Consider the following 23,038-nt stretch of genomic DNA (forward strand, 5'->3'; position numbering starts at 1 on the left):
ACCTAAGTTATTGAATAATAAATGAAAATTAATCGGAATAAGAATGTTTGTGTTCCGCGTCTTGGCGCTAACTGGTTGAATTACAGGCATAAAAAAACCGGACGAGAGGTCCGGTTCTTCAAAACATGCGATATCAAGCGTGTGTAAATTCTGCTGAATAGGGCAGCGCGCTCTGGGCTGTCTGTAGCTGCGTCAGGGTTTCCCGTACCACCTGCTTGGCGAGGCAGGCGCATTTACCGCACTGGCTGGCAACGCCGGTGGTTTCACGCACTTCCTTGTAGCTGCAGCAACCTTCATAGATTGCTTCGCGGATTTGTCCGTCGGTGACGCCAGTACACAGGCACACATACATAAGGGAGAACCGTCGCGGGTTTAAGGCTTAAGTGCGATGGATCTTAATGTTAACGAGAATGATTGTCAAAGTAGATTCGTAGGGTATTTGCCGACGGCGCCCTCGCGCTGACGAACGGTTTTTTCAGTGTATGATGTTCGGTCTTCACGAAGCGTGACTGCGTCACAGGCCTGTCGCTTAAACGCGGCAGACTCAAGGCCGGTCCTTTTACTTCAATCGTCACCTCTGCATCAGGAGATACCCAATGAGCGTACTCGTCGGCAAACAAGCCCCGGATTTCGACGTACCTGCCGTGCTCGGCAATGGCGAAATCGTAGACAGCTTCAAACTGTCTGAAGCCATCAAAGGCAAATACGGCCTGGTGTTCTTCTACCCGCTGGACTTCACCTTCGTCTGCCCTTCGGAGCTGATCGCTCTGGACCACCGCATGGACGATTTCAAAGCCCGTAACGTTGAAGTGGTTGCCGTCTCCATCGACTCCCATTTCACCCACAACGCATGGCGCAACACGGCCATCAACGATGGCGGCATCGGCAAGGTCAAATACACCATGGCTGCCGACATGAAGCACGACATCGCCAAGGCCTACGACGTTGAGTCCGAAGGTGGCGTTGCCTTCCGTGGCGCGTTCCTGATCGACGACAAGGGCGTTGTGCGCTCGCAGATCATCAACGATCTGCCGCTGGGTCGTAACATGGAAGAGCTGATCCGTCTGGTCGACGCGCTGCAGTTCCACGAAGAGCACGGCGAAGTCTGCCCGGCCAACTGGAAGAAAGGCGACAAAGGCATGAACGCTTCGCCGGAAGGCGTTGCGGCTTACCTGACCGAGAACGCCGGCAAGCTGTAAGCCGGAATCTAGGTACAAAAAAACCGGCCTGAGAGGGCCGGTTTTTTTTGTGGTGAGCAAGCTCGTTCGCCACAACAAGTCTGCTCACCACAGCGTCCTGGTTAGTCGCCGAAGTCTTCCCAGCCGCCCATCTGCTTCCAGCGATTGACGATGCCGCAGAACAGCTCGGCGGTCTTCTCGGTGTCGTAACGGGCCGAATGGGCCTCACGACCGTCGAAGTCGATACCCGCTGCCTGGCAGGCTTTGGCCAGTACTGTCTGACCGTAGGCCAGACCGGCGAGGGTGGCGGTGTCGAAGCTGGAGAACGGGTGAAACGGGTTACGCTTCATGTCCAGGCGCGCCACGGCGGCATTCAGGAAGCCCAGGTCGAAGCTGCTGTTGTGCCCGACCAGAATCGCGCGCTTGCAGCCATTGGCCTTCAACGCCTTTCGTACACCACGGAAGATATCGGTCAGCGCAGCCTCTTCACTCACTGCCATGCGCAGTGGGTGATCGAGCTTGATGCCGGTGAACTCCAGCGCGGCTGCTTCGATATTTGCGCCTTCGAACGGCTCGACGCGGAAGAAGTGGGTGTGTTCCGGGAACACGAAACCCTGTTCGTCCATGCCGATGGTGGTCGCGGCGATTTCCAGCAGGGCATCGGTGGCGCAGTTGAAACCACCGGTTTCTACGTCGATGACAACCGGCAGATAGCCGCGAAACCGCTCGGCCATCGGGTGGCGAGAGCCGCCACCACTGTGCTCGTGTTCGTCGTCGTAATGGTCTTCACTCACTTGCTTTCCTCCAGCAGGCGCCAGCGCAGTGTTTCACCGGCGCGCAGCGGGATAACGGTCAGCTCGCCGAAGGGCAGGCTGGCAGGGGCGGTCCAATCTTTACGGACCAGGGTAATGCGGTCGGTATTCGCCGGCAGGCCGTAGAAGCGCGGGCCATTGAGGCTGGCGAAGCCTTCGAGTTTGTCCAGAGCGTTGCGCTGTTCGAACGCTTCAGCGTACAGCTCGATGGCGGCATACGCGGTGTAGCAGCCGGCGCAGCCGCAGGCGGCTTCTTTGGCGTGCTGCGCGTGGGGCGCCGAGTCGGTACCGAGGAAGAACTTCGGGTTGCCGCTTGTAGCGGCATCCAGCAGCGCGACCTGGTGGGTATTGCGCTTTAGGATCGGCAGGCAGTAGAAGTGCGGCCGAATCCCGCCCACCAGCATGTGGTTGCGGTTGTAGAGCAGGTGATGGGCGGTGATCGTCGCACCGACATTGGCCGAAGCCTCGGTGACGAACTGCACGGCATCCGCTGTGGTGATGTGTTCGAACACCACCTTGAGCGTCGGGAACAGCTCGACCACACGGCGCATGTGCTCGTCGATGAAGATCTTCTCGCGATCGAACACGTCCACATCGCCACGGGTGACTTCGCCGTGGATCAGCAGCGGCATGCCCACTTCCGCCATGGCTTCGATGGCGGGCAGGATCTTGTCGATACTGGTCACGCCGGAATCGGAGTTGGTGGTCGCGCCGGCCGGGTACAGCTTGGCGGCGTGCACGAAACCGCTGGCCTTGGCCTGGCGAATTTCTTCGGGCTGGGTGCGGTCGGTGAGGTAGAGCACCATCAACGGTTCGAAGCGGCTGCCGGCCGGCCGGGCAGCGAGGATACGCTGGCGATAGGCGTCGGCTTGGGCAGCATCACGCACCGGTGGTACCAGGTTCGGCATGATGATGGCGCGGCCAAACGTGCGCGCTACATCGGCCACGGTATGAGGTAACGCAGCACCATCGCGAAGATGAATATGCCAGTCGTCGGGACGCAGCAGGGTCAGGCGGTCGGACATTGGGGATTCCAGGCGGGTCAATCTGGTGGGAATGCTACCGGAAAAGACTCTTGCAGGCACTCGCTATCAAGTTTTGCAGGATGCATCCGATAGCCTTTCGTATGCCTTTTCGATGTATGACGCTTTGAAGTGTTGTAGAAACCAGTGGAGCCTCCCGTGCGCCAGCATTATCTAGCCCTGCTCAGTGTGTTCGCCAGCCTGCCTGCGATGGCCCTCACGTTCCAGACACGTCTGGAGAACATTGAGTGGAAGGTAGAGGGCGACAAGTTCGAATGTCGCCTGACCCAACCGATCACCGACTTCGGTTCGGGGGAGTTCGTGCGCCGGGCCGGCGAGCAAGCGACATTTCGCCTGAAGGCCTATAACGGTTCGCTGGGCGCTGGGTCGGCCACGTTATTGGCCGCTGCCGCGCCCTGGCAGCCGGGTCGTGGCGATATCAACCTCGGTGCCGTGCGCGCCGGCAGTGGCGACGTGCTTTTCAACAGCTCCCAGGCCCAGGCCGGGCGCCTGTTCAATGGCTTGCTCGAAGGCCGCTCGCCGACGGTGCGGCATTACGGGCGTGAAGGTGGATACTCGGAAGTTCGCCTGCTGCCAGTGAAGTTCAACAAAGCCTACAGCGATTATCAGTTGTGTACCGCCAAGCTGCTGCCGATGAATTACGATCAGGTCAAGCAAACCGAAGTCGGCTTCCCGGGTGGGGGGATCGAGTTGGACGCCGCGGCCAAGCAGAAGCTGGCAGTGATCCTCGAATTCCTCAAGGCTGACCCTACGGTTAACCACATCGAGCTCAACGGTCACTCGGACAACAGCGGTAACCGCCTGAGCAACCGCGATGTCTCGCGTCGCCGCGCGTTAGCGGTCATGGATTATTTCAAGGCCAATGGTGTGCCGGAATCCCAGATCTCCCTGCGCTTCCATGGCGAAAGCTACCCGCTGGCGCCCAACACCAATGCCGCCAACCGAGCCCGCAACCGTCGCGTGAACGTTCAGCTTGAGCGGGTGGTAACCCCAGAGAAGCCAGCGCCCCAGGCCAGCGGCCCGAGCAATCCGGCGCACACTTCGTAAAGCCAGCCGTAACGGGCGGCCATCGGTCGCTCGCTCGACATAATCTGTCGCTTTATCTTCATTTGCTGTCGCGCCCCTGTAAATCCGCGGTTTTGGTCGGTAGAATCGACGCCTTTCCGTACAACCCCGTGGAGTGATGGCATGGCCGACGTAAACAAGGTCGTTCTCGCGTATTCCGGCGGCCTGGACACTTCGGTGATCCTCAAGTGGCTGCAGGATACTTATAACTGTGAAGTGGTGACCTTCACCGCTGACCTGGGTCAGGGCGAAGAGGTCGAACCTGCACGTGCCAAGGCGCAAGCCATGGGCGTGAAAGAGATCTACATTGACGACCTGCGCGAAGAGTTCGTCCGCGATTTCGTTTTCCCGATGTTTCGCGCCAATACCGTCTACGAAGGCGAATACCTGCTGGGTACCTCCATCGCCCGTCCGCTGATCGCCAAGCGCTTGATCGAAATCGCCAACGAGACCGGCGCGGACGCCATTTCCCATGGTGCCACCGGCAAGGGCAACGACCAGGTGCGTTTCGAACTGGGCGCCTACGCCCTAAAGCCAGGCGTGAAGGTGATTGCTCCTTGGCGTGAATGGGACCTGTTGTCCCGTGAGAAGCTGATGGATTACGCTGAAAAGCACGCGATCCCGATCGAGCGTCACGGCAAGAAGAAGTCCCCGTACTCAATGGACGCCAACCTGCTGCACATCTCCTATGAAGGCGGCGTGCTGGAAGACACCTGGACCGAGCACGAAGAAGACATGTGGAAATGGACCGTCTCCCCGGAGAACGCGCCAGACAAGCCACAGTACCTGGAACTGACCTACCGCAACGGCGACATCGTCGCGCTGGATGGCGTCGAAATGACCCCGGCCACCGTGTTGGCGACCCTGAACCGTATTGGCGGCGAACACGGCATCGGCCGTCTCGACATCGTCGAGAACCGTTACGTGGGCATGAAGTCCCGTGGCTGCTACGAAACTCCAGGCGGCACCATCATGCTGCGCGCTCACCGTGCCATCGAGTCCATTACCCTGGACCGTGAAGTGGCTCACCTCAAAGACGAGTTGATGCCCAAGTACGCCAGCCTGATCTACACCGGCTACTGGTGGAGCCCTGAGCGTCTGATGCTGCAACAGATGATCGACGCCTCCCAGGCTCACGTGAACGGCGTTGTGCGCCTCAAGCTGTACAAGGGCAATGTGATCGTCACCGGTCGCAAGTCCGATGACTCTTTGTTCGATGCCAACATCGCCACCTTCGAAGAAGATGGCGGCGCTTACAACCAGGCAGACGCGGCCGGCTTTATCAAGTTGAATGCACTGCGCATGCGCATCGCTGCCAACAAAGGTCGCTCATTGTTCTGAGTGTTGCCCCGTTGAGAAAAATGGCCCCTTTCGGGGCCATTTTTTTTGTCTGAATATCTTGAATGCTTACGTGTTGTTTAGCGTCGTTTAATTAAATTTAAACTGTCTGGTGCGTTCGTTTATTGGTCGTGGTTATCCCGACCAAGTCCTAGTGGTGGAATGAATTTTTACACCTGTGTAGGAACTAGTCTTACAGATGATTCACTCACTATATTGAAGTGAGCAACTCTTCCTCGAAAACTCTGTAGGAAATAAGGACGTAAATAAAAATGTTAAAGGGAACTGAAATGCACGCGTATTTTTTATTCAAGCCGGCCAGTTAATGCATCCCGCAAGAGGCTTTTCCTGAAAGCGTCCTAGGATGCGCTTGCCAACAGCCCTTGGGTGCCCGGATATTTCTAACAAAATATGTAAGCCTCCGGAAAGATCTGAAGGGCTCCATAAAACTGGACACATCTGAACTGGCGTTTTTTTGTAGGGTAATTCTTTTATCCGTGTAGGTTGCGTCTCTGCTTGCTGTTGCTCGGGGGGGAGCGCTATGCCAACTAGGAAACGACTAGGCTATTGTGTTTGCTCTAAATAATTCGAACAGCGAAATTGGACTTTCTCATGAATAAAGTGCTGATCGTGGATGATCATCCCGTCATTCGTCTTGCTGTGCGTATGCTAATGGAGCGTCATGGTTATGAGGTCGTTGCCGAGACCGATAACGGTGTGGACGCGTTGCAACTTGCACGGGAGCATATGCCGGACATTGTGATATTGGATATTGGGATTCCAAAACTTGATGGCCTGGAAGTCATTTGCCGGTTGTCTTCAACCAAGCAGCCTGCGCCGTTCAAGGTGCTGGTGTTGACGTCCCAGGCGCCTGGCCATTTTTCCATGCGATGCATGCAGGCTGGGGCTGCGGGCTACGTATGCAAGCAGCAGGACCTGACCGAACTGCTGAGTGCGATCAAGGCTGTCCTGTCGGGCTACAGCTATTTCCCCAATCAAGCGCTCAATTCGGTGCGTTCGACCATGGGCAATGCCAGCGAGGCCGATATGGTCGAGCGCCTCTCGGGCCGCGAGATGATGGTGTTGCAGCAATTGGCGCGGGGTAAGACCAACAAGGAGATCGCCGACGGCATGTTTCTCAGCAACAAGACGGTCAGTACCTACAAGACCCGCTTGCTGCTAAAGCTCAATGCTCGCTCCTTGGTGGACCTGATCGAATTGGCTCAACGCAACGGCTTGGTCTAGAAGCGGATGCAACACCGCGTGTAGCAAAGGTAACTGGTAGCAAAAAGCCTCCGTCAGGGAGGCTTCCGGTCTGCAGCCGCTTGTTCAGAGGTCGAAGTCGTAATCGGCCAGTTGTTTCTGCAAGCGTCGCTCTTCCAGAAGATTGTCGATGGTGCGGCGTTTGCTCAGATTGGTCTTGGCCACTTCTGGGGGTGCTTCAGCCCCATCGTCATCCGACTGAGCGAGTTCATCGTCCAGTTCCAATTGTTCTTTGCCAGTGCTCATAAGGTTCACTCCAGGCTAAGACTGCCGTTGGCGCTCCTTATAACGATAATCCATGAACGGGTAAAAAAGATTTTTTCAATCGACGGATCGAGAAAACCAATGGGCGCTCAATCGTCGGACGTTTTTTCCTTGTATTCGCACAGGTCTTCGATGCGGCAGCTGCCGCAACGTGGCTTGCGGGCCTGGCAAACATAGCGCCCATGCAGGATCAGCCAGTGGTGGGAGTCGAGCAGGTAGGGCTTGGGAACGAACTTCATCAGTTGCTTTTCCACCTCCACCACGTTTTTGCCACGGGCAATGCCGGTGCGGTTACTGACCCGGAAAATATGCGTGTCCACCGCCATGGTCAGCTGCCGAAACGCAGTGTTCAGCACCACGTTGGCGGTTTTTCGACCCACACCGGGGAGTGCTTCCAGTGCCTCTCGTGTCTGTGGCACTTCGCTGCCGTGCTGCTCTATCAGCAGGCGGCAGGTCTCGATGACATTTTTGGCCTTGCTGTTGTACAGGCCGATCGTCTTGATGTATTCCGACAATCCGCCGACACCCAAGGCATAGATCGCCTCCGGTGTATTGGCCACGGGATAGAGCTTGGCCGTGGCCTTGTTGACGCCGACGTCTGTGGACTGGGCAGACAGAATCACCGCAATCAGCAACTCGAACGGCGATGAATAGGCCAGTTCGGTTTTGGGCTCGGGGTTGTCCTCGTGAAACCGGCGGAAAATTTCCAGGCGTTTGGCGGCGTTCATGGGGCGCAATGCTCCTTGCGGGCAGTCAACGTAGACTTGAATAGAGGGGGGCGGCTCAGGCCTGAAGGGCCCAGACACACCAGCAGCAGGCTCGTCAGACGTCGCTTCGGGTCAGGTGTCATGGGCATCTACCTGGCGCTGCGCTTCATCCAAGCGCTGTTGCGCATCGGCCAACTGTTGGGGCGCTGCATGTTGATCTCTGGCCTGCTTCAACTCAGCCCGACGCATCGCCAGTTGGACCTTGGCGCGTTTCAGGTCGGCGTTGTTACGGGGCGGTAGGGGCGCTGCCGATGTGCTGCTCGCCTCAATGATGGCCAGGGACTGTTCCGATGCTTCGAACTGTTGTTGCAGCGCGATCAACTGCGACTGTTGCTCAAAGGTCGGCGGATGACCAAAGGCCTTCAGAGACTTGAGTAACTGGGCGCGGCTCATTGCGACGTTGATCTTGGCTTTTTTGACCGCCGTCTCCCTGGCCGCCTGTGCCTCGTCGAGTTGAACGGGCGCCTGTGCAGGCGAACGCTTGGCCCTGGCGATACGCTCAGCCAATGTGTGTTGTTCTTCTCGCTGCAAGCGCGCGTTACGTTGCTCAAAGCGCCGTCTTGCCCGGTTGCGCTTAACCTCGCGCTCGCGGCGCTGCTCGTCGCTCACCGCCAAGCCTCCCACAATTGGCAGCACTGTCACGGGCGGGCGCATCTCGATGCAATCCACAGGGCAGGGCGCGACACACAGGTCGCAGCCCGTGCATTCGTCGGTAATCACCGTGTGCATCCACTTTGCCGCGCCGAGGATGGCATCCACAGGGCACGCCTGGATGCACTTTGTGCAGCCGATACATTCAGCCTCACGGATATACGCCACCTGTGCGGGCGCCTCGCCTCGGGTCGTGTCCAGCTTCAGTACTGGCACACCCAGCAGCTGCGACAATCCGCTGATGGTCTCCTGTCCGCCCGGCGGGCACTTGTTGATCGCCTCGCCCTGGGCAATACCCTCGGCGTATGGCTTGCAGCCCGGATGCCCGCATTTACCGCATTGGGTTTGCGGCAATAGCGCGTCGATACGTTGAATCAGATTCATGGGGTGATCATTGGCACGCCGGTTAAACAAACAGGACCCGATTATCCGGCAAGCACGAGAGGGGTACTAGCGCAAAAGCCCTGTCGCCGAGGCGGCAGGGCTGCCTTTGCAGGGTTTACTTGATGCGCTGACCCGGCTTGGCGCCACTGTCCGGGCTCAACAGGTAGATCTCTTCTCCGCCAGGACCGGCCGCCATCACCATGCCTTCGGAAATACCAAACTTCATTTTCCGTGGCTTGAGGTTGGCGATCATCATGGTCAGGCGGCCGTCGAGTTTGGACGGGTCCGGGTAAGCGCTCTTGATTCCCGAGAACACGTTACGTTGCTCGTCGCCGATATCCAGCGTCAGGCGCAGCAGCTTGTCCGCACCCTCCACGGCTTCTGCCTTGACGATCAGTGCCACACGCAGGTCCACGGCCGCGAAGGCGTCGAACTCGATTTCCGGGGAGAGCGGGTCCTTCGCCAGTTCGCCATTGCCGGCAGGCGCTGACTCGCCGGTGTCCGTCTGGCTGGCGGCCAGGTCTTCTTTCGAAGCGTCGGTCATCGCCTGGACTTTGACCGGGTCGATACGGGTCATCAACGGTTTGAACTCGTTCAACTGATGGTTGCTGAGCAACGTGGTGTGGTCGTTCCAAGTCAGCGGCGCGACATTGAGGAACGCCTCGGCGTCGGCGGCCAGCAAAGGCAGCACTGGCTTGAGGAAGATCACCAACTGGCGGAACAGGTTGACGCCGGTGGCGCAGATCGCCTGAACCTCGGCCTGCTTGCCTTCCTGCTTGTTCAGTGACCACGGCGCCTTGTCGGCGATCCAGGCGTTGGCGCGATCGGCCAGGCCCATGATCTCGCGCATGGCGCGGGCGAAGTCGCGCGCTTCGTAGGCGTCGGCGATGCTTGGCGCGGCGGCCAGGAACGCGTCAGTCAGCTCCGGCGCGGCGTTTTCAGCGACCAGCACACCGGCGTTGCCCTTGTGGATGAACCCGGCACAACGGCTGGCAATGTTGACGACTTTACCCACGAGGTCCGAGTTGACCTTCTGTACGAAGTCTTCCAGGTTCAGGTCCAGGTCGTCGACGCCGCGGCCCAGCTTGGACGCGTAGTAGTAACGCAGGTATTCCGGCGACAGGTGGTCCAGGTAGGTGCGCGCCTTGATAAAGGTGCCACGGGACTTGGACATCTTCTGGCCGTTGACCGTCAGGTAGCCGTGCACGTTGATGCCGGTCGGCTTGCGGTAGCCCGAGCCTTCGAGCATGGCGGGCCAGAACAGCGCGTGAAAGTTGACGATGTCCTTGCCGATGAAGTGGTACAGCTCGGCGGTGGAATCCTTGCCCCAGAACGCGTCGAAGTCCAGCTCCGGGGTACGGTCGCACAGGTTCTTGAAGCTGGCCATATAGCCGATTGGCGCGTCCAGCCACACGTAGAAGTACTTGCCTGGCTCGCCCGGGATCTCGAAGCCAAAGTACGGCGCATCGCGGGAAATGTCCCACTGTTGCAGGCCGGCGTCCAGCCATTCGGCGATCTTGTTGGCGACGGCGTCCTGCAGGGTGCCGCTGCGGGTCCAGGTTTGCAGCATCTGCTGGAAATCCGGGAGTTTGAAGAAGAAGTGCTGGGAATCCTTGAGCACCGGGGTGGCACCGGAAATCGCCGACTTCGGATCCTTCAGGTCTGTCGGCGCGTAAGTCGCACCGCATTTTTCGCAATTGTCGCCGTATTGGTCTTCGGTGCCGCATTTCGGGCAGGTGCCCTTGATGAAGCGGTCGGCCAGGAACATTTTCTTTTCCGGGTCGAAATACTGCGTGATCGAGCGCTGGGCAATGTGCCCGGCGTCTCGCAGCTTGAGGTAGATCTGGCTCGACAGCTCACGGTTTTCTTCGGCGTGAGTGGAGTGGAAATTGTCGAAGTCCACCAGGAACTCGGCAAAGTCGGCGCTGTGTTCAGCCTGCACGTTGGCGATCAGTTGTTCCGGGGTGATGCCTTCCTTTTCTGCGCGCAGCATGATGGCCGATCCGTGGGCGTCGTCCGCGCAGACATAAATGCACTGGTTGCCGCGATGCTTCTGGAAGCGCACCCACATATCGGTCTGGATGTACTCAAGCATATGGCCAAGATGGATGGAACCATTGGCATAGGGCAGGGCGCTGGTGACGAGGATCTTGCGTGGCTCGGACATGGGGCTCGGCTACTTGATGAAACGGAGGTCGGCCACTATAAAGCGCCGGGAAATTTATTTCACCCCGTGGCGCCGCTTCAGCAACCTCCCAACCTGCAAAAGCATGCCGCTCGGCGGCTGGAACGGGTAGGATAGCCGCCTGTTTCAGTCAGTCTTTTTCGGGAGTAGCCCATGAGCGCCGTGAATCGCGCAGCGGTGGAAGCCGTTCTTCGCCAGTACACCGACCCCTATTTGAACCAGGATCCGGTCAGTGCCGGCTGCGTGCGTGCCATCGAGGTCCAGGGTGATCAGGTGTCGGTGCAGTTGGAACTGGGGTACGCCGCCGGTCTGTTCAAGAACGGCTGGGCGCAGATGCTGCAAATGGCCATTGAAGGCCTGGACGGCGTGCGCTCTGCCAAGGTCGACATCCATTGCGTGATCGCATCGCACAAGGCCCAGGCGCAGATCCCAGGGCTGGCCAACGTCAAGAATGTCGTGGCCGTAGCTTCCGGCAAGGGCGGCGTGGGTAAATCCACCACGGCGGCCAATCTGGCGCTGGCCCTGGCCCGTGAAGGTGCGCGTGTGGGTATTCTCGACGCCGATATCTATGGGCCCAGCCAAGGCGTGATGTTCGGCATCGCCGAAGGCACGCGACCGAAGGTCAAGGACCAGAAGTGGTTCGTGCCCATCGAGTCGCTGGGTGTAGAAGTGATGTCCATGGCGTTCCTGACGGATGACAATACGCCCATGGTCTGGCGCGGGCCAATGGTCTCCGGCGCCTTGCTGCAGTTGGTCACCCAGACGGCCTGGGGCGATCTGGATTACCTGGTGATCGACATGCCGCCAGGCACCGGTGATATCCAACTGACCCTGGCACAGAAAGTCCCGGTGGCTGGTTCCGTGATCGTGACCACCCCGCAGGATCTGGCGCTGCTCGACGCGAAAAAAGGCATCGAGATGTTCCGCAAGGTCAACATCCCAGTGCTCGGCGTCGTGGAAAACATGGCGGTGCACATCTGTTCCAACTGCGGCCATGCCGAACATCTGTTTGGTGAAGGCGGCGGTGAGAAACTGGCCACCCAGTACGGTGTTGAATTGTTGGCCTCACTGCCGCTGTCGATGCTGATTCGTGAACAGGCTGATGGCGGTAAGCCAACGGTCATAGCTGAGCCCGACAGCCAGATCGCCATGATCTATCAGGAACTGGCCCGCCATGTGGGCGCGCGAATTATGCTGCAGGAAGCCGCTGCGCCAGCGATGCCGACGATTACCGTCAGCGACGATTAAAGCGAGTGGCGGTAAAAAAGCCTCGATGTGTCGGGGCTTTTTTGCGCCCGACAGCTAGGCAATGTAGGTGAGTTCCCCTATTACGCACTTGCCCGTGTAAGCATTGGCTTACTTTTTCGTAAGTGTTTGGGGCTTTTATTCGTTCGGAGCGTCTCAAAACTTCGAGATATTTTTCTATATCGTTGAAATATAACAACTATTTATGTCGTGTCTAGCTACTAAGCCCGTTGGAGCGTCGGTAGCATCCCGTTGAACTTCCCTTGGAACTCTCTAACATCAGTCCTGTGTCCACGGATTGACACAGCCATCACGGAGCGATGGCTCAGGGAACGTCGCAGGATGCGATTCATCAGGATGATGAAAAAGGAATACAGGGACTAGGGAAAAAATGTGGGCGGGTCATACCGCCCCTTTTTTCGCCTGTAGAAAAGTGAATGGGTCTTCCAGAACGCAAAAAAGGCCCTTGAAGGGCCTTTTTTCGTTGGGGTGCGGCGCTTTTAACGCTCTAGTTGCTCAACCTTGTTGGGTTTGCCATCCCATTCGGCGGCGTCCGGCAGCGGGTCTTTCTTTTCGGTGATGTTTGGCCAGATTTCAGCCAACTCAACGTTCAACTGAATGAACTGTTCCATACCTGCCGGGACTTCGTCCTCGGAGAAAATCGCGACGGCCGGGCATTCCGGTTCACACAGGGCGCAGTCGATGCACTCGTCCGGGTGGATAACCAGGAAGTTCGGGCCTTCGTAGAAGCAGTCCACCGGACACACTTCTACGCAATCGGTGTACTTGCACTTGATGCAGTTGTCGGTGACGACGAAGGTCATTTCTAATTCTCTCCTCAGGCGGCGGCAGCGAAACCCTTTGTGGCAGGGCTCGCGAGGTTCGGGAGCGATAGTCTGCAGGCCAGGCTAAGAGCCCGCAGCATCCCAAACCGCGCGAGAGTCTACCAGCTTGAACGCATCAGCGTTATATCCGAGTCTTCAGTGCATATAACATTTCAAGCGCTTTGCGTGGCGTCACGTCATCCAGATCAAGCTTTGCCAGCTCGTCCAGCACCGGATGGGGCAGGTTGGCGAACATATCGCTCTGATGTGGCGCAGCGGGTTTGCGGGTGGCCTTGGCCGGGCTGGCGACTACGTTTTCATGGGGCAACGCAGTGGTCTCAAGGCGGCTGAGGTGCTCGCGGGCGCGCAGGATCACGTCGTTCGGCACACCGGCCAGTTGTGCCACGGCCAGGCCGTAACTCTGGCTGGCCGGGCCTGGCAGCACATGGTGCAGGAAGACGATGCGCTCGTTGTGCTCCGTGGCATTGAGGTGCACGTTGGCCACCAGAGGCTCGCTTTCCGGCAACACGGTCAGCTCGAAGTAGTGGGTGGCAAACAAGGTATAGGCGCGCAGATGGGCCAACCGCTCGGCCGCCGCCCAGGCCAGGGACAGACCGTCGAATGTGCTGGTGCCGCGACCGACTTCGTCCATCAGCACCAGGCTGCGCTCGGTGGCGTTGTGCAGGATGTTGGCGGTTTCGCTCATTTCCACCATAAAGGTCGAACGCCCACCGGCCAGGTCATCGCTGGAGCCGATCCGGGTGAAAATCCGATCGACCAGGGACAGCTCGCAACTGGCTGCCGGCACAAAGCTGCCGATGTGCGCCAGCAACACGATCAACGCGGTCTGGCGCATGTAGGTGGATTTACCGCCCATGTTCGGACCTGTGATCACCAACATGCGGGTATCGTCGTCGAGCGAAAGGTCGTTGGCGACGAACGGCGTGGTCAGTACCTGCTCCACCACCGGGTGACGACCTTGCACGATCCGCATGCACGGCTCGCTGACGAATCGTGGGCAGTTCAGGTCAAGGTTCAACGCACGCTCGGCGAGGTTACTCAGCACATCCAGTTCCGACAGCGCCGCGGCGGTATCCTGCAGCGGTGCCAGTTGGCCGATCAAATCCTCCAGCAGCGCTTCATACAGCATCTTTTCCCGGGCCAGGGCGCGGCTCTTGGCCGACAGTGCCTTGTCTTCAAATTCTTTGAGCTCCGGCGTGATAAAGCGCTCGGCCCCTTTGAGGGTTTGCCGACGCTGATAATCAATCGGCGCCTGCTCGGCCTGCTTGCTTGGCAGCTCAATAAAGTAGCCGTGGACGCGGTTGTAACCGACCTTCAGGTTGGCCAGGCCGGTTCGGGCTTTTTCCCGGGCTTCCAGATCGATCAGGAACTGTCCGGCGTTTTCGCTCAGGGCTTGCAGCTCGTCCAGCTCAGTGTCGTAACCGGTCTTTAGAACGCCGCCATCACGGATGATCGCCGGCGGGTTGTCGATGATCGCTCTGGCCAGCAGGGTCGCCAGTTCCGGATAGGTGCTGGCGGTTGCCGCCAACTGTTGCAGGTGCGGCGCATCCAGCTCGGCCATCGCGCTTTGCAGTTGCGGCAGGGCACCGAGGGCATCGCGCAGGCGCGCCAGGTCACGAGGACGTGCGTTGCGCAGGCCGATCCGCGCCAGAATGCGCTCGATATCGCCGATTTCTTTCAACTGCGGCTGCAGGTTCTCAAAGCGGTAACCGTCCAGCAGGCAAGTAATAGACGACTGACGCGCTTGCAGCACGCTTAAATCACGCAGCGGACGGTTCAGCCAACGGGTCAGCAAGCGGCTGCCCATGGCGGTCTGGCAGCGATCCACCACCGATTGCAGGGTGTTATCGCGCCCGCCGGCGAGGTTGGTATCCAGCTCCAGGTTGCGACGGCTGGCGCCATCGAGCACCACGGTATCGTCCAGGCGCTCATGGCGCAGGCTGCGTAAATGCGGCAGGGCCGTGCGCTGGGTTTCCTTGGCGTAGCTGAGCAGGCAACCGGCGGCACCGATGGCCAGGGTCAGGGTTTCGCAACCGAAGCCCTTGAGGTCTTGCACCGAGAATTGCTGGCACAGGCTTTTCAGTGCCGAGTCACGCTCGAAATCCCACGGTGCGCGACGCTTTGTCCCACGGCGTTTTTCTGCCGGCAGGTCCTTGGGCCAATCATCCGGGATCATCAGCTCCACCGGATTGATCCGCTCCAGCTCCGCCAGCAGGTTCTCCCAGCCCTTGATTTCGAGCACGGTGAAGTTGCCGCTGGTGATATCCAGCACCGCGAGGCCAAACAAACGCTCATCACCCAACACCGCGGCGATCAGGTTATCGCGACGTTCATCCAGCAACGCCTCATCACTCACCGTGCCCGGCGTAATAATGCGCACCACCTGGCGTTCCACCGGGCCCTTGCTGGTGGCCGGATCGCCGATCTGCTCACAGATCACCACCGACTCACCCAGCTTGACCAACTTGGCCAGGTAGCCTTCCAGCGAATGGTAAGGAATCCCACACATCGGAATCGCCTGTCCCGCCGACTGCCCGCGCGCGGTCAGGGTGATATCCAGCAACTTGGCGGCCTTCTTCGCATCTTCATAGAAGATCTCGTAGAAGTCGCCCATGCGATAGAACATCAACTGATCAGGGTGCTGGTTTTTCAGGCGCCAGTACTGCTGCATCATGGGGGTGTGACTGGACAAGTCAGAAATTGCTTTATTCATCAGTTGTTTAGCGCTATCTGCTTAAGTGCGTGGGGCAAAAATGGGGCATTTCATCTTCTAAATTATCAATGAAAGGCTGGGGTGCCGGCACGGTTGGAAAGTGAGCGAGGAGGTTACCATAGGGCGGCGCTACGCTCACTCGTGGATACCAGAAGCAGGATGGTCAAACAAATGGCTGTGTGCTATCAAGGCTCAAATTTTTATCGAGCCAGGGACGAAAATGAGAGAGGCTTTTTCGCATCATTTTGCAACCGATCAGAATCGCAGAGTAAAGCTTTGGGAAAACTGTCTTTTTGTCTTTGATACTAATGTTCTCACAGGTATATATCGCCGCTCAGAAGAAGCGCGTGATGCGCAATATAAGCTGATGCGTGCGTTGGCTGATCGTTTGTGGATTCCGCATCGTGTTATTTATGAGTTTTTAGACAATCGTGCGAAAATTGTGCACGATCAGGCGCAGCTTTATGTGGCGAGTATTGCCGAGCTTCAAGGCATGTTGTCAGGTTTTGAAGTTGTGACGAAGCATCCGTTTTTATCTGCTGAAGTATATGGTGAATTTAATACCGTTTCTCAAAAGGTGCTTGCGGAGCTTGAGGCTAGTCGCCAATTTTACGATGGCCGTATCACTAATGATGATGTTAAGGATGTCTTGGCTGAAATTCTTGCTGGAAAAGTCGGGAGTGCATTTGCAGAGGAGCGGCTTGTCGAGATAGTTAAAGAGGGCGAGCAGCGATACGCACAGAATACACCACCTGGCTTTGAGGATAAAGGCAAGCATAAAGGGTCAACTATTACTGAAGAGATCCGGAAGCGATACGGCGACCTCATTATTTGGTATCAGGTTATTGAGAAAGCAAAGGAAGAGCAGCGCCCAGTTATCTTGGTTACTGGCGATCAGAAGCCCGATTGGTGGGCTGAGCAGTCAGGAAAAAAAACTGGGGCCTCTTCCTGAACTAATAGAAGAGTTTAATGCTTTAACGGGACAAGACTTTTATCTCTACAGTTATCATGGCTTTTTGAATTTTGCCAACGAATACCTTGATCAGAAGACTTCGGAGTCTGTTATTGAAGAAGTTCGAGAGGCGGCTTTTGATGATGCGGTCGCGTGGCAGCTTTTACACGATGATGGAACTACGGATGAGGAGTGGCAATCTGCAGGTTTTGAAGATGATAATCTCAGTCTTGGTCAGAACACCAACATCGACCCAAACATTATCTCCGCTCGGGTAGCCGCACAACAATCACTAGCGAGTTTGATTGCTGCACGACAGGCGTATCAGGGGTCGCTTTCTTTTAGAGGCCCAAATGATCCAAGAGAAGTGCGCAGAAGAAGGCGTGCTGCGGAAGATTTAGCGAAGCTCGATCTGCAAATTATTGATGAGCAGCGGCGTTTACATATTTTGAACTCTTTCATACATGGTGATGGAAGGTCCTAATTTTAATGTATTTGGTGGCGTTGCATGTTTGTCCATATGAGGTCTAGGGATAGTCTGAAGTAGGCCGCTATTTTTCGACTGCTGAGCCATAGGCGCTTTCAAAAAACGGCAGCCGTTCAAAACCGATCACGTCTGCCGCCTATTCCATCCATTTTTTCCGCTGAACGCTCCTCGCAGCAGCTATTTCCCTCATTACGGACGCACCTCTCCTGCGCTGGAGAGCAAATATCGACGCGCCATCCAAAGGTTCGACAGGGCGAACAGCGTCACCATCTGAGAAGTGTTTTTCACCAAGCCTCGGAAACGCACTTTCGTATAACCAAACTGACGCTTGATCACTCGAAATGGATGCTCAACCTTGGCGCGAACCTGGGCCTTGGCTTTCTCGATCTTGCGCATCGCTTTGTACAGCGCGCTGCGTTTACCGTGTTTTTTGTAGGTACTGCGCCGGGCTGCGATCTGCCAGATGACGTGGCGTCCCGCATGCTCTTCGCGCTTCTCGACACCGGTATAGCCTGCATCGGCGCAGACCACGTTCTCAGCACCGTGTAGCAGTTTGTCGACTTGGGTTATGTCCGCGACGTTGGCCGCAGTGATCACCACGCTGTGCACCAGCCCTGACTCATCGTCGACACCAATGTGAGCTTTGGCACCGAAGTAATACTGGTTACCTTTCTTGGTTTGATGCATCTCAGGGTCGCGTTTGCCGTCCTTGTTCTTGGTCGAACTGGGCGCATGAATCAGCGTGGCATCGACGATGGTGCCTTGTCGCAGCGACAAGCCACGGTCGCCCAGATAGCCATTGATCACGCCGAGAATACCAGCGGCCAACTCGTGCTTTTCCAGCAGGCGACGGAAGTTGAGGATGGTAGTTTCATCTGGGATCCGCTCCAGGCTCAGACCTGAAAACTGGCGCAAGATCGTCGTCTCGTACAGCGCTTCTTCCATCGCAGGATCGCTGTAACCGAACCAGTTCTGCATGAGATGAACCCGCAGCATCGCCATCAAAGGATAGGCCGGACGCCCCCCTTCGCCCGTCGGGTAATGAGGTTCGATCAGGGCAATCAAACCCTTCCAGGGTACGACACGATCCATCTCGATCAGGAACAATTCCTTGCGGGTCTGCTTGCGCTTACCGGCGTACTCGGCATCGGCGAAGGTCATTTGCTTCATTGAAAAGCTCGGCGATTGGTGTCCGGAGATTTTGCCAAATCAGGAAGTCTTTTTCAGGATTTCCCTAGAAAATAATTTTGCCGGGCCGCCGGAATATCATAATGGCACTAAAAACGTCGATCGTCTGCTTCTGGCCGTAAGTGGCCCGTCACAAATGGCGGCTAATGGGTGTGAGCTTGATCTTTAAACGCAATAGAAGGTCTAGATCGGCCCGCAGGCTTATCCGCGACCATTCCTGCGACAGTCGTTTCCGCATGAAGCCTATGTGGTGAGGTAGGACGTCACAATGTCTTCAAGCATGCCCACCAGTTCAGGATCCATGTAGCGGTAATCATCTGGAATATCGAGAGAGTGGAGCCGTTTGTGTTCAAGAAGGCGGGCGTATTCAGCCTGAAGACGATTAAGGTGTTTGCGTTCCATGACAAAGATCACATCAGCCCAGCGAATATCCGCTGGGCTGATAGGTTTACGTGCATTTGGACTGGTTCCAGCTGAACGGGCATTGAAGCCGGGACGACGGCGCCAGATCGCTTCCGCAGTAGGACTACGCCATTGGTTACGGCTACAGACGAACAGGAGGTTAGTCACTCTTGATCCAGTAGTTGACGGGTTGTGCGGATGGGATAGCTCATCCCGAGTTGGTGTGCTCTGTACAGTTTGGCTGCGCGGGTGTACATCAGTTTCCAATGCTTTTCTGGCTTGCACTCCAGCGGTCGAACCGTATTGTCGCCTCTGCATTTAAGGGCCTGCATACGTCTCCAGGCGCGGGTTCTTTTCATCGTTATATCCTCGTGAGTACCGGGTTCAGCAGCCGCAGTAATACGAGTTGGAAATATAGTAAACGTGAATCGATGCAGGGGCTAGATAGGTTGAGCGCTTGATACTAGCAGCAGCTAATGACTGTAGGCAGTCTCAGCGCCAAACGGCCGACTTCTGCCGGTGCCGAAAGGCTGCTCTGGGTCGGCTTCTGCCCCTCATTGTTGGCGCCGGCGCCGAATTGACCCAGTTGCCGAGATCTCAATGACCCGGGCAGACTCCCCGAGAACCACTACTTTTACTGGATTTGTGTTGACTTGAGGGTGGGTTAATCGCACGTCAGCACGTGGGTCAATTAAGCGTTGGCGTTACCAGGCTAGCCGGATTTTAGGGCAAAATTAGGGCAGAATCGGGGCCGCCGTTGGCCGCATTACGCCAAGGGTGAGGGGGGAGAACACCGTATTTTCTGGCCTGAAGCGGCCCGTAGGGGCGTAAGAAGGGGTTCGAATACCTGTCCACGCTCCACACACGCTACGTCCGAAATGACAGCGCTCGGCCCAAAGCAGCCTCTCGCGGTGAAGAGCTAAGGGCCTGAGTCGACCGCTAGATCAAGCTGCCCTCCCTTGTCTATATGAGAAGCTGTCGGCCAAGAAGCGTTCTACAAAGCGTCCCTGCTATTGAAATGCCGTTTGGAGTTGGATCAGTCACTTTCATGGCCCAGATACCTCGTATTGTTGGGGTTCATCTGAGAGGACCGGTTGTTTGTTGCAGCTTTGTGCGCAGAGTTATTAGGGTTCAGCGTATCGCTCCGATCATTATTGTTACGCGTTGTCAGATGCTCGTTGGGGTAATGGTCCGATGTCCCCAGGCCAACGACCACGCGCTTTTGCCAAGCAGGGTATTCACGCGCTGGCTTGCTAGCATCGAACAAGTAATTCCAGAAGTCGTACTTATCTCCGATGTCTAATGCAACGCCAGCCAGCATTGCTGTGGCGAACGGGTCTAGCTGGCAAAAGCAAGGGTTATCCGGGGTTGCGATTTCGCAGGCATGACGAATGAAAATTGGGGTCGGAGCACCTAACGCCTCGCACAGCTCAGAAACTGTATGCACTTGCTTGAGCTGCATGCTGCCCTTAGGCACTACCCAAGTGCACAGGTGACGGTGTTTGATTGGTAATAGGTGGGTATCTATAAGAGGGGGCTTAGCGGCGAGTTCGGTGACGCGTTTCCAGTTCGAATAGCCAGCCAGTGCAGCAACGTGGTCGAGCGCCGCAGCTAAAGGGAAACCAGAGGTGTTGCGATGAGACTTCGCTGCGCGTTTGAGTTTCTCGACAGCGGTCGCAGTGATATGAGGTTGGTCCATGCAGTGCTCCAAAAGTTGAAGCGGATCTATCCAGTGCCCACTGCCGAATTCCGCCAACTATGGAATCTACGCAAACCTTAAAAACTTCATCGTCCCGGCGAACCAGGTGAGCCAAGGTGGGCAGCATGCGCCGATGTGCGCATGACTGGGATAATACATCTCTGTACTGACTTTGCGCTACTAGCTCTTAGGCGGGTCTGAGAGGGGATGGATTTTTACCTATTCTCACGACCGTTACTGGCCCGAACGGTGAAAACACGTATGACCGAAAGTTACGTGTTCGCTGTCACTCCGAGGTCATTAGCACTGCGAGCGTCATCTTGACGAACTCCTGATTGCGATCAATCGCGACCAGCCGCGCTGTGTGCTAGCACCTGCTTGAAAATTGCTAAAAAGCGGGAAGATTCAGCTGATTAGTTTGTCCGGCTGGGGCGTTCTGAGTGCTACGCCCAAACATCATAGGACGGCGGGGGGGCCGAGCTCACAGTCGCATGCATGGGGCAAAAATGGGGCAAACCGTACGCCAATCTATGCCATCCAATGCCAATTATGCATTTATGCAATCATATGTGAACGGGCGGTTGGGCCAGCAACCACGGACTCATCCGTTAAAACCGCCCCCATACCCATACACAATGGGGGTGTGGGAGGACAGATCGGACGTGTTTTTACTCATTGGATAATTGGCAAATTCTTTAAAAGGTGTGTGACAAAAGGGGCGCTTGGCCCTGCTGATTGTGCGATGGCGGCAAGGTTAACACGCAAGGTCGGCGGTTCGCAGGTCTGCTAAAAGGCATGGCAAGTGCATAAATAATGCATGTTTAATGCAATTTAGCATTTGCCAGAGCTTAAAAGTCCCGTCACTATCCGCGCTATGCAAAAACGCAACGTTTCTATCGTCCTAAGAGAGCTGCTGGACCGCGACCGGATCTCCCCCACGGAGCTTCACCGGCGTACCGGCGTGCCTCAATCCACGCTGTCCCGGATCCTCAGCGGCAAGATCGTTGATCCATCGGACAAGCATATTTCGCGTATCGCCGAGTACTTCCGCGTCAGCACGGACCAACTGCGTGGGCGTGCGTCGCTCGGGGGGGCGCGCGAAGAAGGGCGTGACCCGATGCATTCGGAACTCAAGGACATAAGCCTGTGGGACGACGACACCCCCGTTAATGATGACGAGGTGTCGATCCCCTTTCTGCGCGAGGTTGAATTGGCTGCTGGATCAGGAAGATTCGTCATCGAGGAAAGCGAGAAGGCCAGCCTGCGTTTTGGAAAACGCAGCCTGCGGCATAACGGTGTGCAGTTCGACCAGGCCAAGTGTGTGACGGTCCGAGGCAACAGCATGTTGCCAGTGCTGCGCGATGGCGCGACGGTCGGGGTCAATGCTGGCAAGAGTGGGATTGGTGACATCGTCGATGGCGACCTGTATGCCATCAATCACAACGGCCAATTGCGAGTCAAACAGCTCTATCGCCTGCCTTCCGGGATACGCCTGCGCAGTTTCAATCGCGACGAACATCCGGACGAGGACTACAGCTTTCAGGAGATTCAGGATGAGCAGATCAGCATTCTTGGTCATGTGTTCTGGTGGGGTATGTACGCTCGCTAATCTTATTCTGTAAGACGAAGCCCGCTAACGAAGCGGGCTTTTTTTCGCCTGTAGAAAACACCAAACCCCACGCCGGCAAGGCTTTGAATGCATTCGTGCATTTTTAAGCAAAAATAAATGCATCAATGCATTGACTGTATATGCATACATGCATATTCTTCATCTCAAGCCGGCCAACAAGGTCTGGTGGAGGCGGCAAGGATGCTGTCGAGGAAGACAAGGAAGGCACGCAACATCGGCAAGGACGCCATCGAAGCGGTGGCAAGGATGCCAGGCAACACCGGCAAGGACGCCGACGCTCTTTAGTTGTACCGCTTCAAAAACAGGCAGCGATGAACCGGCCTTGACGGTTCAGAGGGTTGGCAACTGACCCGGGTGTGCAGCGTAAAGCACCAGAAGCAGTTATCCGGCAGACAGGGATCGTGGTCGGAAAAACATTGAGGAAAGGACCGTACCGCGCCAGTAGCGCCGAAAGTCCGAGGACATCATTACTGAAAAGCCCGGGCGACCGGGCTTTTTGGAATGACTACCTATCGAAGCCTGTGTAAATGAAAAAATGGACTATCTAGTGCTCAGCCAGGAGGCGTGACATGACAAATGAACAGCAAGCGTTAGCGGAAATGCCTATCTGGCTGGTCGTCGTATTGGCAGTGATCGGCGGGGTGTCGGGAGAAATGTGGCGTGCAGACAAAGAAGGCGCGCGGGGGTGGTCGCTGATCCGCCGCCTGGCCTTGCGGTCCGGGGCCTGCATGGTCTGCGGCGTTTCAGCCTTGATGCTGTGTTATGCCGCGGGCATGTCGATTTGGACGGCCGGTGCCATTGGTTGCCTGACCGCCATGGCCGGCGCCGATGTGGCTATCGGGCTTTACGAGCGCTGGGCGGCCAAGCGCATCGGGATCGCCGAAGGCTCCCGCCAGGATCCGCAGTAACTGTTGCAAGGATGCTACT

21 protein-coding genes are annotated in these 23,038 nt (G+C 56.8%); 9 read left to right on the forward strand and 12 right to left on the reverse strand.

What is annotated here, in order from left to right:
• Nucleotides 1-133 precede the first annotated feature (133 nt).
• Nucleotides 134-352 (reverse strand): bacterioferritin-associated ferredoxin, encoded by a 219-nt coding sequence (locus tag PSH59_RS05555; RefSeq protein ID WP_078047118.1) that lies wholly within the window; start codon nucleotides 350-352, stop codon nucleotides 134-136.
• 244 nt (nucleotides 353-596) lie between these two features.
• Here PSH59_RS05555 and PSH59_RS05560 point away from each other — a divergent pair, with 244 nt between their 5' ends.
• Entirely contained in the window at nucleotides 597-1,199 is a 603-nt protein-coding gene (locus PSH59_RS05560) for a peroxiredoxin (RefSeq protein ID WP_003172097.1), read from the forward strand.
• 101 nt (nucleotides 1,200-1,300) lie between these two features.
• Here the strand turns inward: PSH59_RS05560 and rnt are convergent, their stop codons facing one another.
• Nucleotides 1,301-1,972, reverse strand: a complete 672-nt coding sequence (gene rnt, locus PSH59_RS05565) for a ribonuclease T (protein WP_135287645.1) — start codon at nucleotides 1,970-1,972, stop codon at nucleotides 1,301-1,303.
• Complete coding sequence (gene pyrC, locus PSH59_RS05570) at nucleotides 1,969-3,015, reverse strand: dihydroorotase (RefSeq protein ID WP_305394503.1); 1,047 nt, start codon at nucleotides 3,013-3,015, stop codon at nucleotides 1,969-1,971. Before pyrC ends, rnt begins: the two co-directional genes overlap by 4 nt.
• Before the next feature lie 156 nt (nucleotides 3,016-3,171).
• Between pyrC and PSH59_RS05575 the strand changes: the two genes are divergently transcribed.
• From PSH59_RS05575 to PSH59_RS05585, 3 genes are all read left to right on the forward strand, one after another.
• Nucleotides 3,172-4,080, forward strand: coding sequence for an OmpA family protein (locus PSH59_RS05575; protein WP_248075678.1), 909 nt, complete (start codon nucleotides 3,172-3,174; stop codon nucleotides 4,078-4,080).
• A gap of 141 nt (nucleotides 4,081-4,221) precedes the next feature.
• Nucleotides 4,222-5,439 (forward strand): argininosuccinate synthase, encoded by a 1,218-nt coding sequence (locus tag PSH59_RS05580; RefSeq protein WP_012722490.1) that lies wholly within the window; start codon nucleotides 4,222-4,224, stop codon nucleotides 5,437-5,439.
• 609 nt (nucleotides 5,440-6,048) lie between these two features.
• A complete protein-coding gene (locus PSH59_RS05585) occupies nucleotides 6,049-6,681 on the forward strand; it encodes a response regulator transcription factor (RefSeq protein ID WP_034096139.1) in 633 nt (210 codons plus the stop codon).
• Nucleotides 6,682-6,765: 84 nt separating this feature from the next.
• Here PSH59_RS05585 and PSH59_RS05590 read toward each other — a convergent pair whose 3' ends face one another.
• The 4 genes from PSH59_RS05590 to metG form a co-directional block, all read right to left on the reverse strand.
• Complete coding sequence (locus PSH59_RS05590) at nucleotides 6,766-6,945, reverse strand: PA3496 family putative envelope integrity protein (RefSeq protein WP_305394504.1); 180 nt, start codon at nucleotides 6,943-6,945, stop codon at nucleotides 6,766-6,768.
• Nucleotides 6,946-7,052: 107 nt separating this feature from the next.
• On the reverse strand, nucleotides 7,053-7,691 hold the full coding sequence (gene nth, locus PSH59_RS05595; protein WP_248075681.1) for an endonuclease III: 639 nt from the start codon (nucleotides 7,689-7,691) through the stop codon (nucleotides 7,053-7,055).
• Between the two features lie 111 nt (nucleotides 7,692-7,802).
• Nucleotides 7,803-8,765 carry an electron transport complex subunit RsxB gene (gene rsxB, locus PSH59_RS05600; protein WP_305394505.1) on the reverse strand — a complete coding sequence of 321 codons (963 nt, stop codon included), beginning with the start codon at nucleotides 8,763-8,765 and terminating at the stop codon, nucleotides 7,803-7,805.
• A gap of 115 nt (nucleotides 8,766-8,880) precedes the next feature.
• A complete protein-coding gene (metG, locus tag PSH59_RS05605) occupies nucleotides 8,881-10,932 on the reverse strand; it encodes a methionine--tRNA ligase (protein WP_305394506.1) in 2,052 nt (683 codons plus the stop codon).
• Between the two features lie 171 nt (nucleotides 10,933-11,103).
• Between metG and apbC the strand changes: the two genes are divergently transcribed.
• Nucleotides 11,104-12,198: an iron-sulfur cluster carrier protein ApbC gene (gene apbC / locus PSH59_RS05610; RefSeq protein WP_305394507.1), complete on the forward strand. Its 1,095-nt coding sequence runs from the start codon at nucleotides 11,104-11,106 to the stop codon at nucleotides 12,196-12,198.
• A gap of 497 nt (nucleotides 12,199-12,695) precedes the next feature.
• Here apbC and fdxA read toward each other — a convergent pair whose 3' ends face one another.
• A complete protein-coding gene (gene fdxA / locus PSH59_RS05615; protein ID WP_248075695.1) occupies nucleotides 12,696-13,019 on the reverse strand; it encodes a ferredoxin FdxA in 324 nt (107 codons plus the stop codon).
• 142 nt (nucleotides 13,020-13,161) lie between these two features.
• Nucleotides 13,162-15,741 (reverse strand): DNA mismatch repair protein MutS, encoded by a 2,580-nt coding sequence (gene mutS / locus PSH59_RS05620; protein WP_305395270.1) that lies wholly within the window; start codon nucleotides 15,739-15,741, stop codon nucleotides 13,162-13,164.
• A gap of 112 nt (nucleotides 15,742-15,853) precedes the next feature.
• Between mutS and PSH59_RS05625 the strand changes: the two genes are divergently transcribed.
• Both PSH59_RS05625 and PSH59_RS05630 read left to right on the forward strand, forming a co-directional pair.
• Complete coding sequence (locus tag PSH59_RS05625) at nucleotides 15,854-16,705, forward strand: PIN-like domain-containing protein (RefSeq protein ID WP_305394508.1); 852 nt, start codon at nucleotides 15,854-15,856, stop codon at nucleotides 16,703-16,705.
• A gap of 64 nt (nucleotides 16,706-16,769) precedes the next feature.
• Entirely contained in the window at nucleotides 16,770-17,189 is a 420-nt protein-coding gene (locus tag PSH59_RS05630; RefSeq protein ID WP_305394509.1) for a hypothetical protein, read from the forward strand.
• A gap of 192 nt (nucleotides 17,190-17,381) precedes the next feature.
• On the opposite strand, the gene PSH59_RS05635 is transcribed toward PSH59_RS05630, so the two are convergent.
• From PSH59_RS05635 to PSH59_RS05650, 3 genes are all read right to left on the reverse strand, one after another.
• Entirely contained in the window at nucleotides 17,382-18,362 is a 981-nt protein-coding gene (locus PSH59_RS05635) for an IS5 family transposase (protein ID WP_305393501.1), read from the reverse strand.
• Between the two features lie 261 nt (nucleotides 18,363-18,623).
• Nucleotides 18,624-18,950, reverse strand: coding sequence for a low molecular weight protein tyrosine phosphatase family protein (locus tag PSH59_RS05640; protein WP_110625432.1), 327 nt, complete (start codon nucleotides 18,948-18,950; stop codon nucleotides 18,624-18,626).
• A gap of 868 nt (nucleotides 18,951-19,818) precedes the next feature.
• On the reverse strand, nucleotides 19,819-20,481 hold the full coding sequence (locus PSH59_RS05650; RefSeq protein WP_305394510.1) for a hypothetical protein: 663 nt from the start codon (nucleotides 20,479-20,481) through the stop codon (nucleotides 19,819-19,821).
• 874 nt (nucleotides 20,482-21,355) lie between these two features.
• Here PSH59_RS05650 and PSH59_RS05655 point away from each other — a divergent pair.
• Nucleotides 21,356-22,090, forward strand: a complete 735-nt coding sequence (locus PSH59_RS05655) for an XRE family transcriptional regulator (RefSeq protein ID WP_248075699.1) — start codon at nucleotides 21,356-21,358, stop codon at nucleotides 22,088-22,090.
• Nucleotides 22,091-22,680: 590 nt separating this feature from the next.
• Nucleotides 22,681-23,019 (forward strand): phage holin family protein, encoded by a 339-nt coding sequence (locus tag PSH59_RS05660; protein WP_305394511.1) that lies wholly within the window; start codon nucleotides 22,681-22,683, stop codon nucleotides 23,017-23,019.
• The last annotated feature ends 19 nt before the right edge of the window (nucleotides 23,020-23,038 follow it).

Source organism: Pseudomonas sp. FP2309, from assembly GCF_030687575.1.
Classification (GTDB): domain Bacteria; phylum Pseudomonadota; class Gammaproteobacteria; order Pseudomonadales; family Pseudomonadaceae; genus Aquipseudomonas.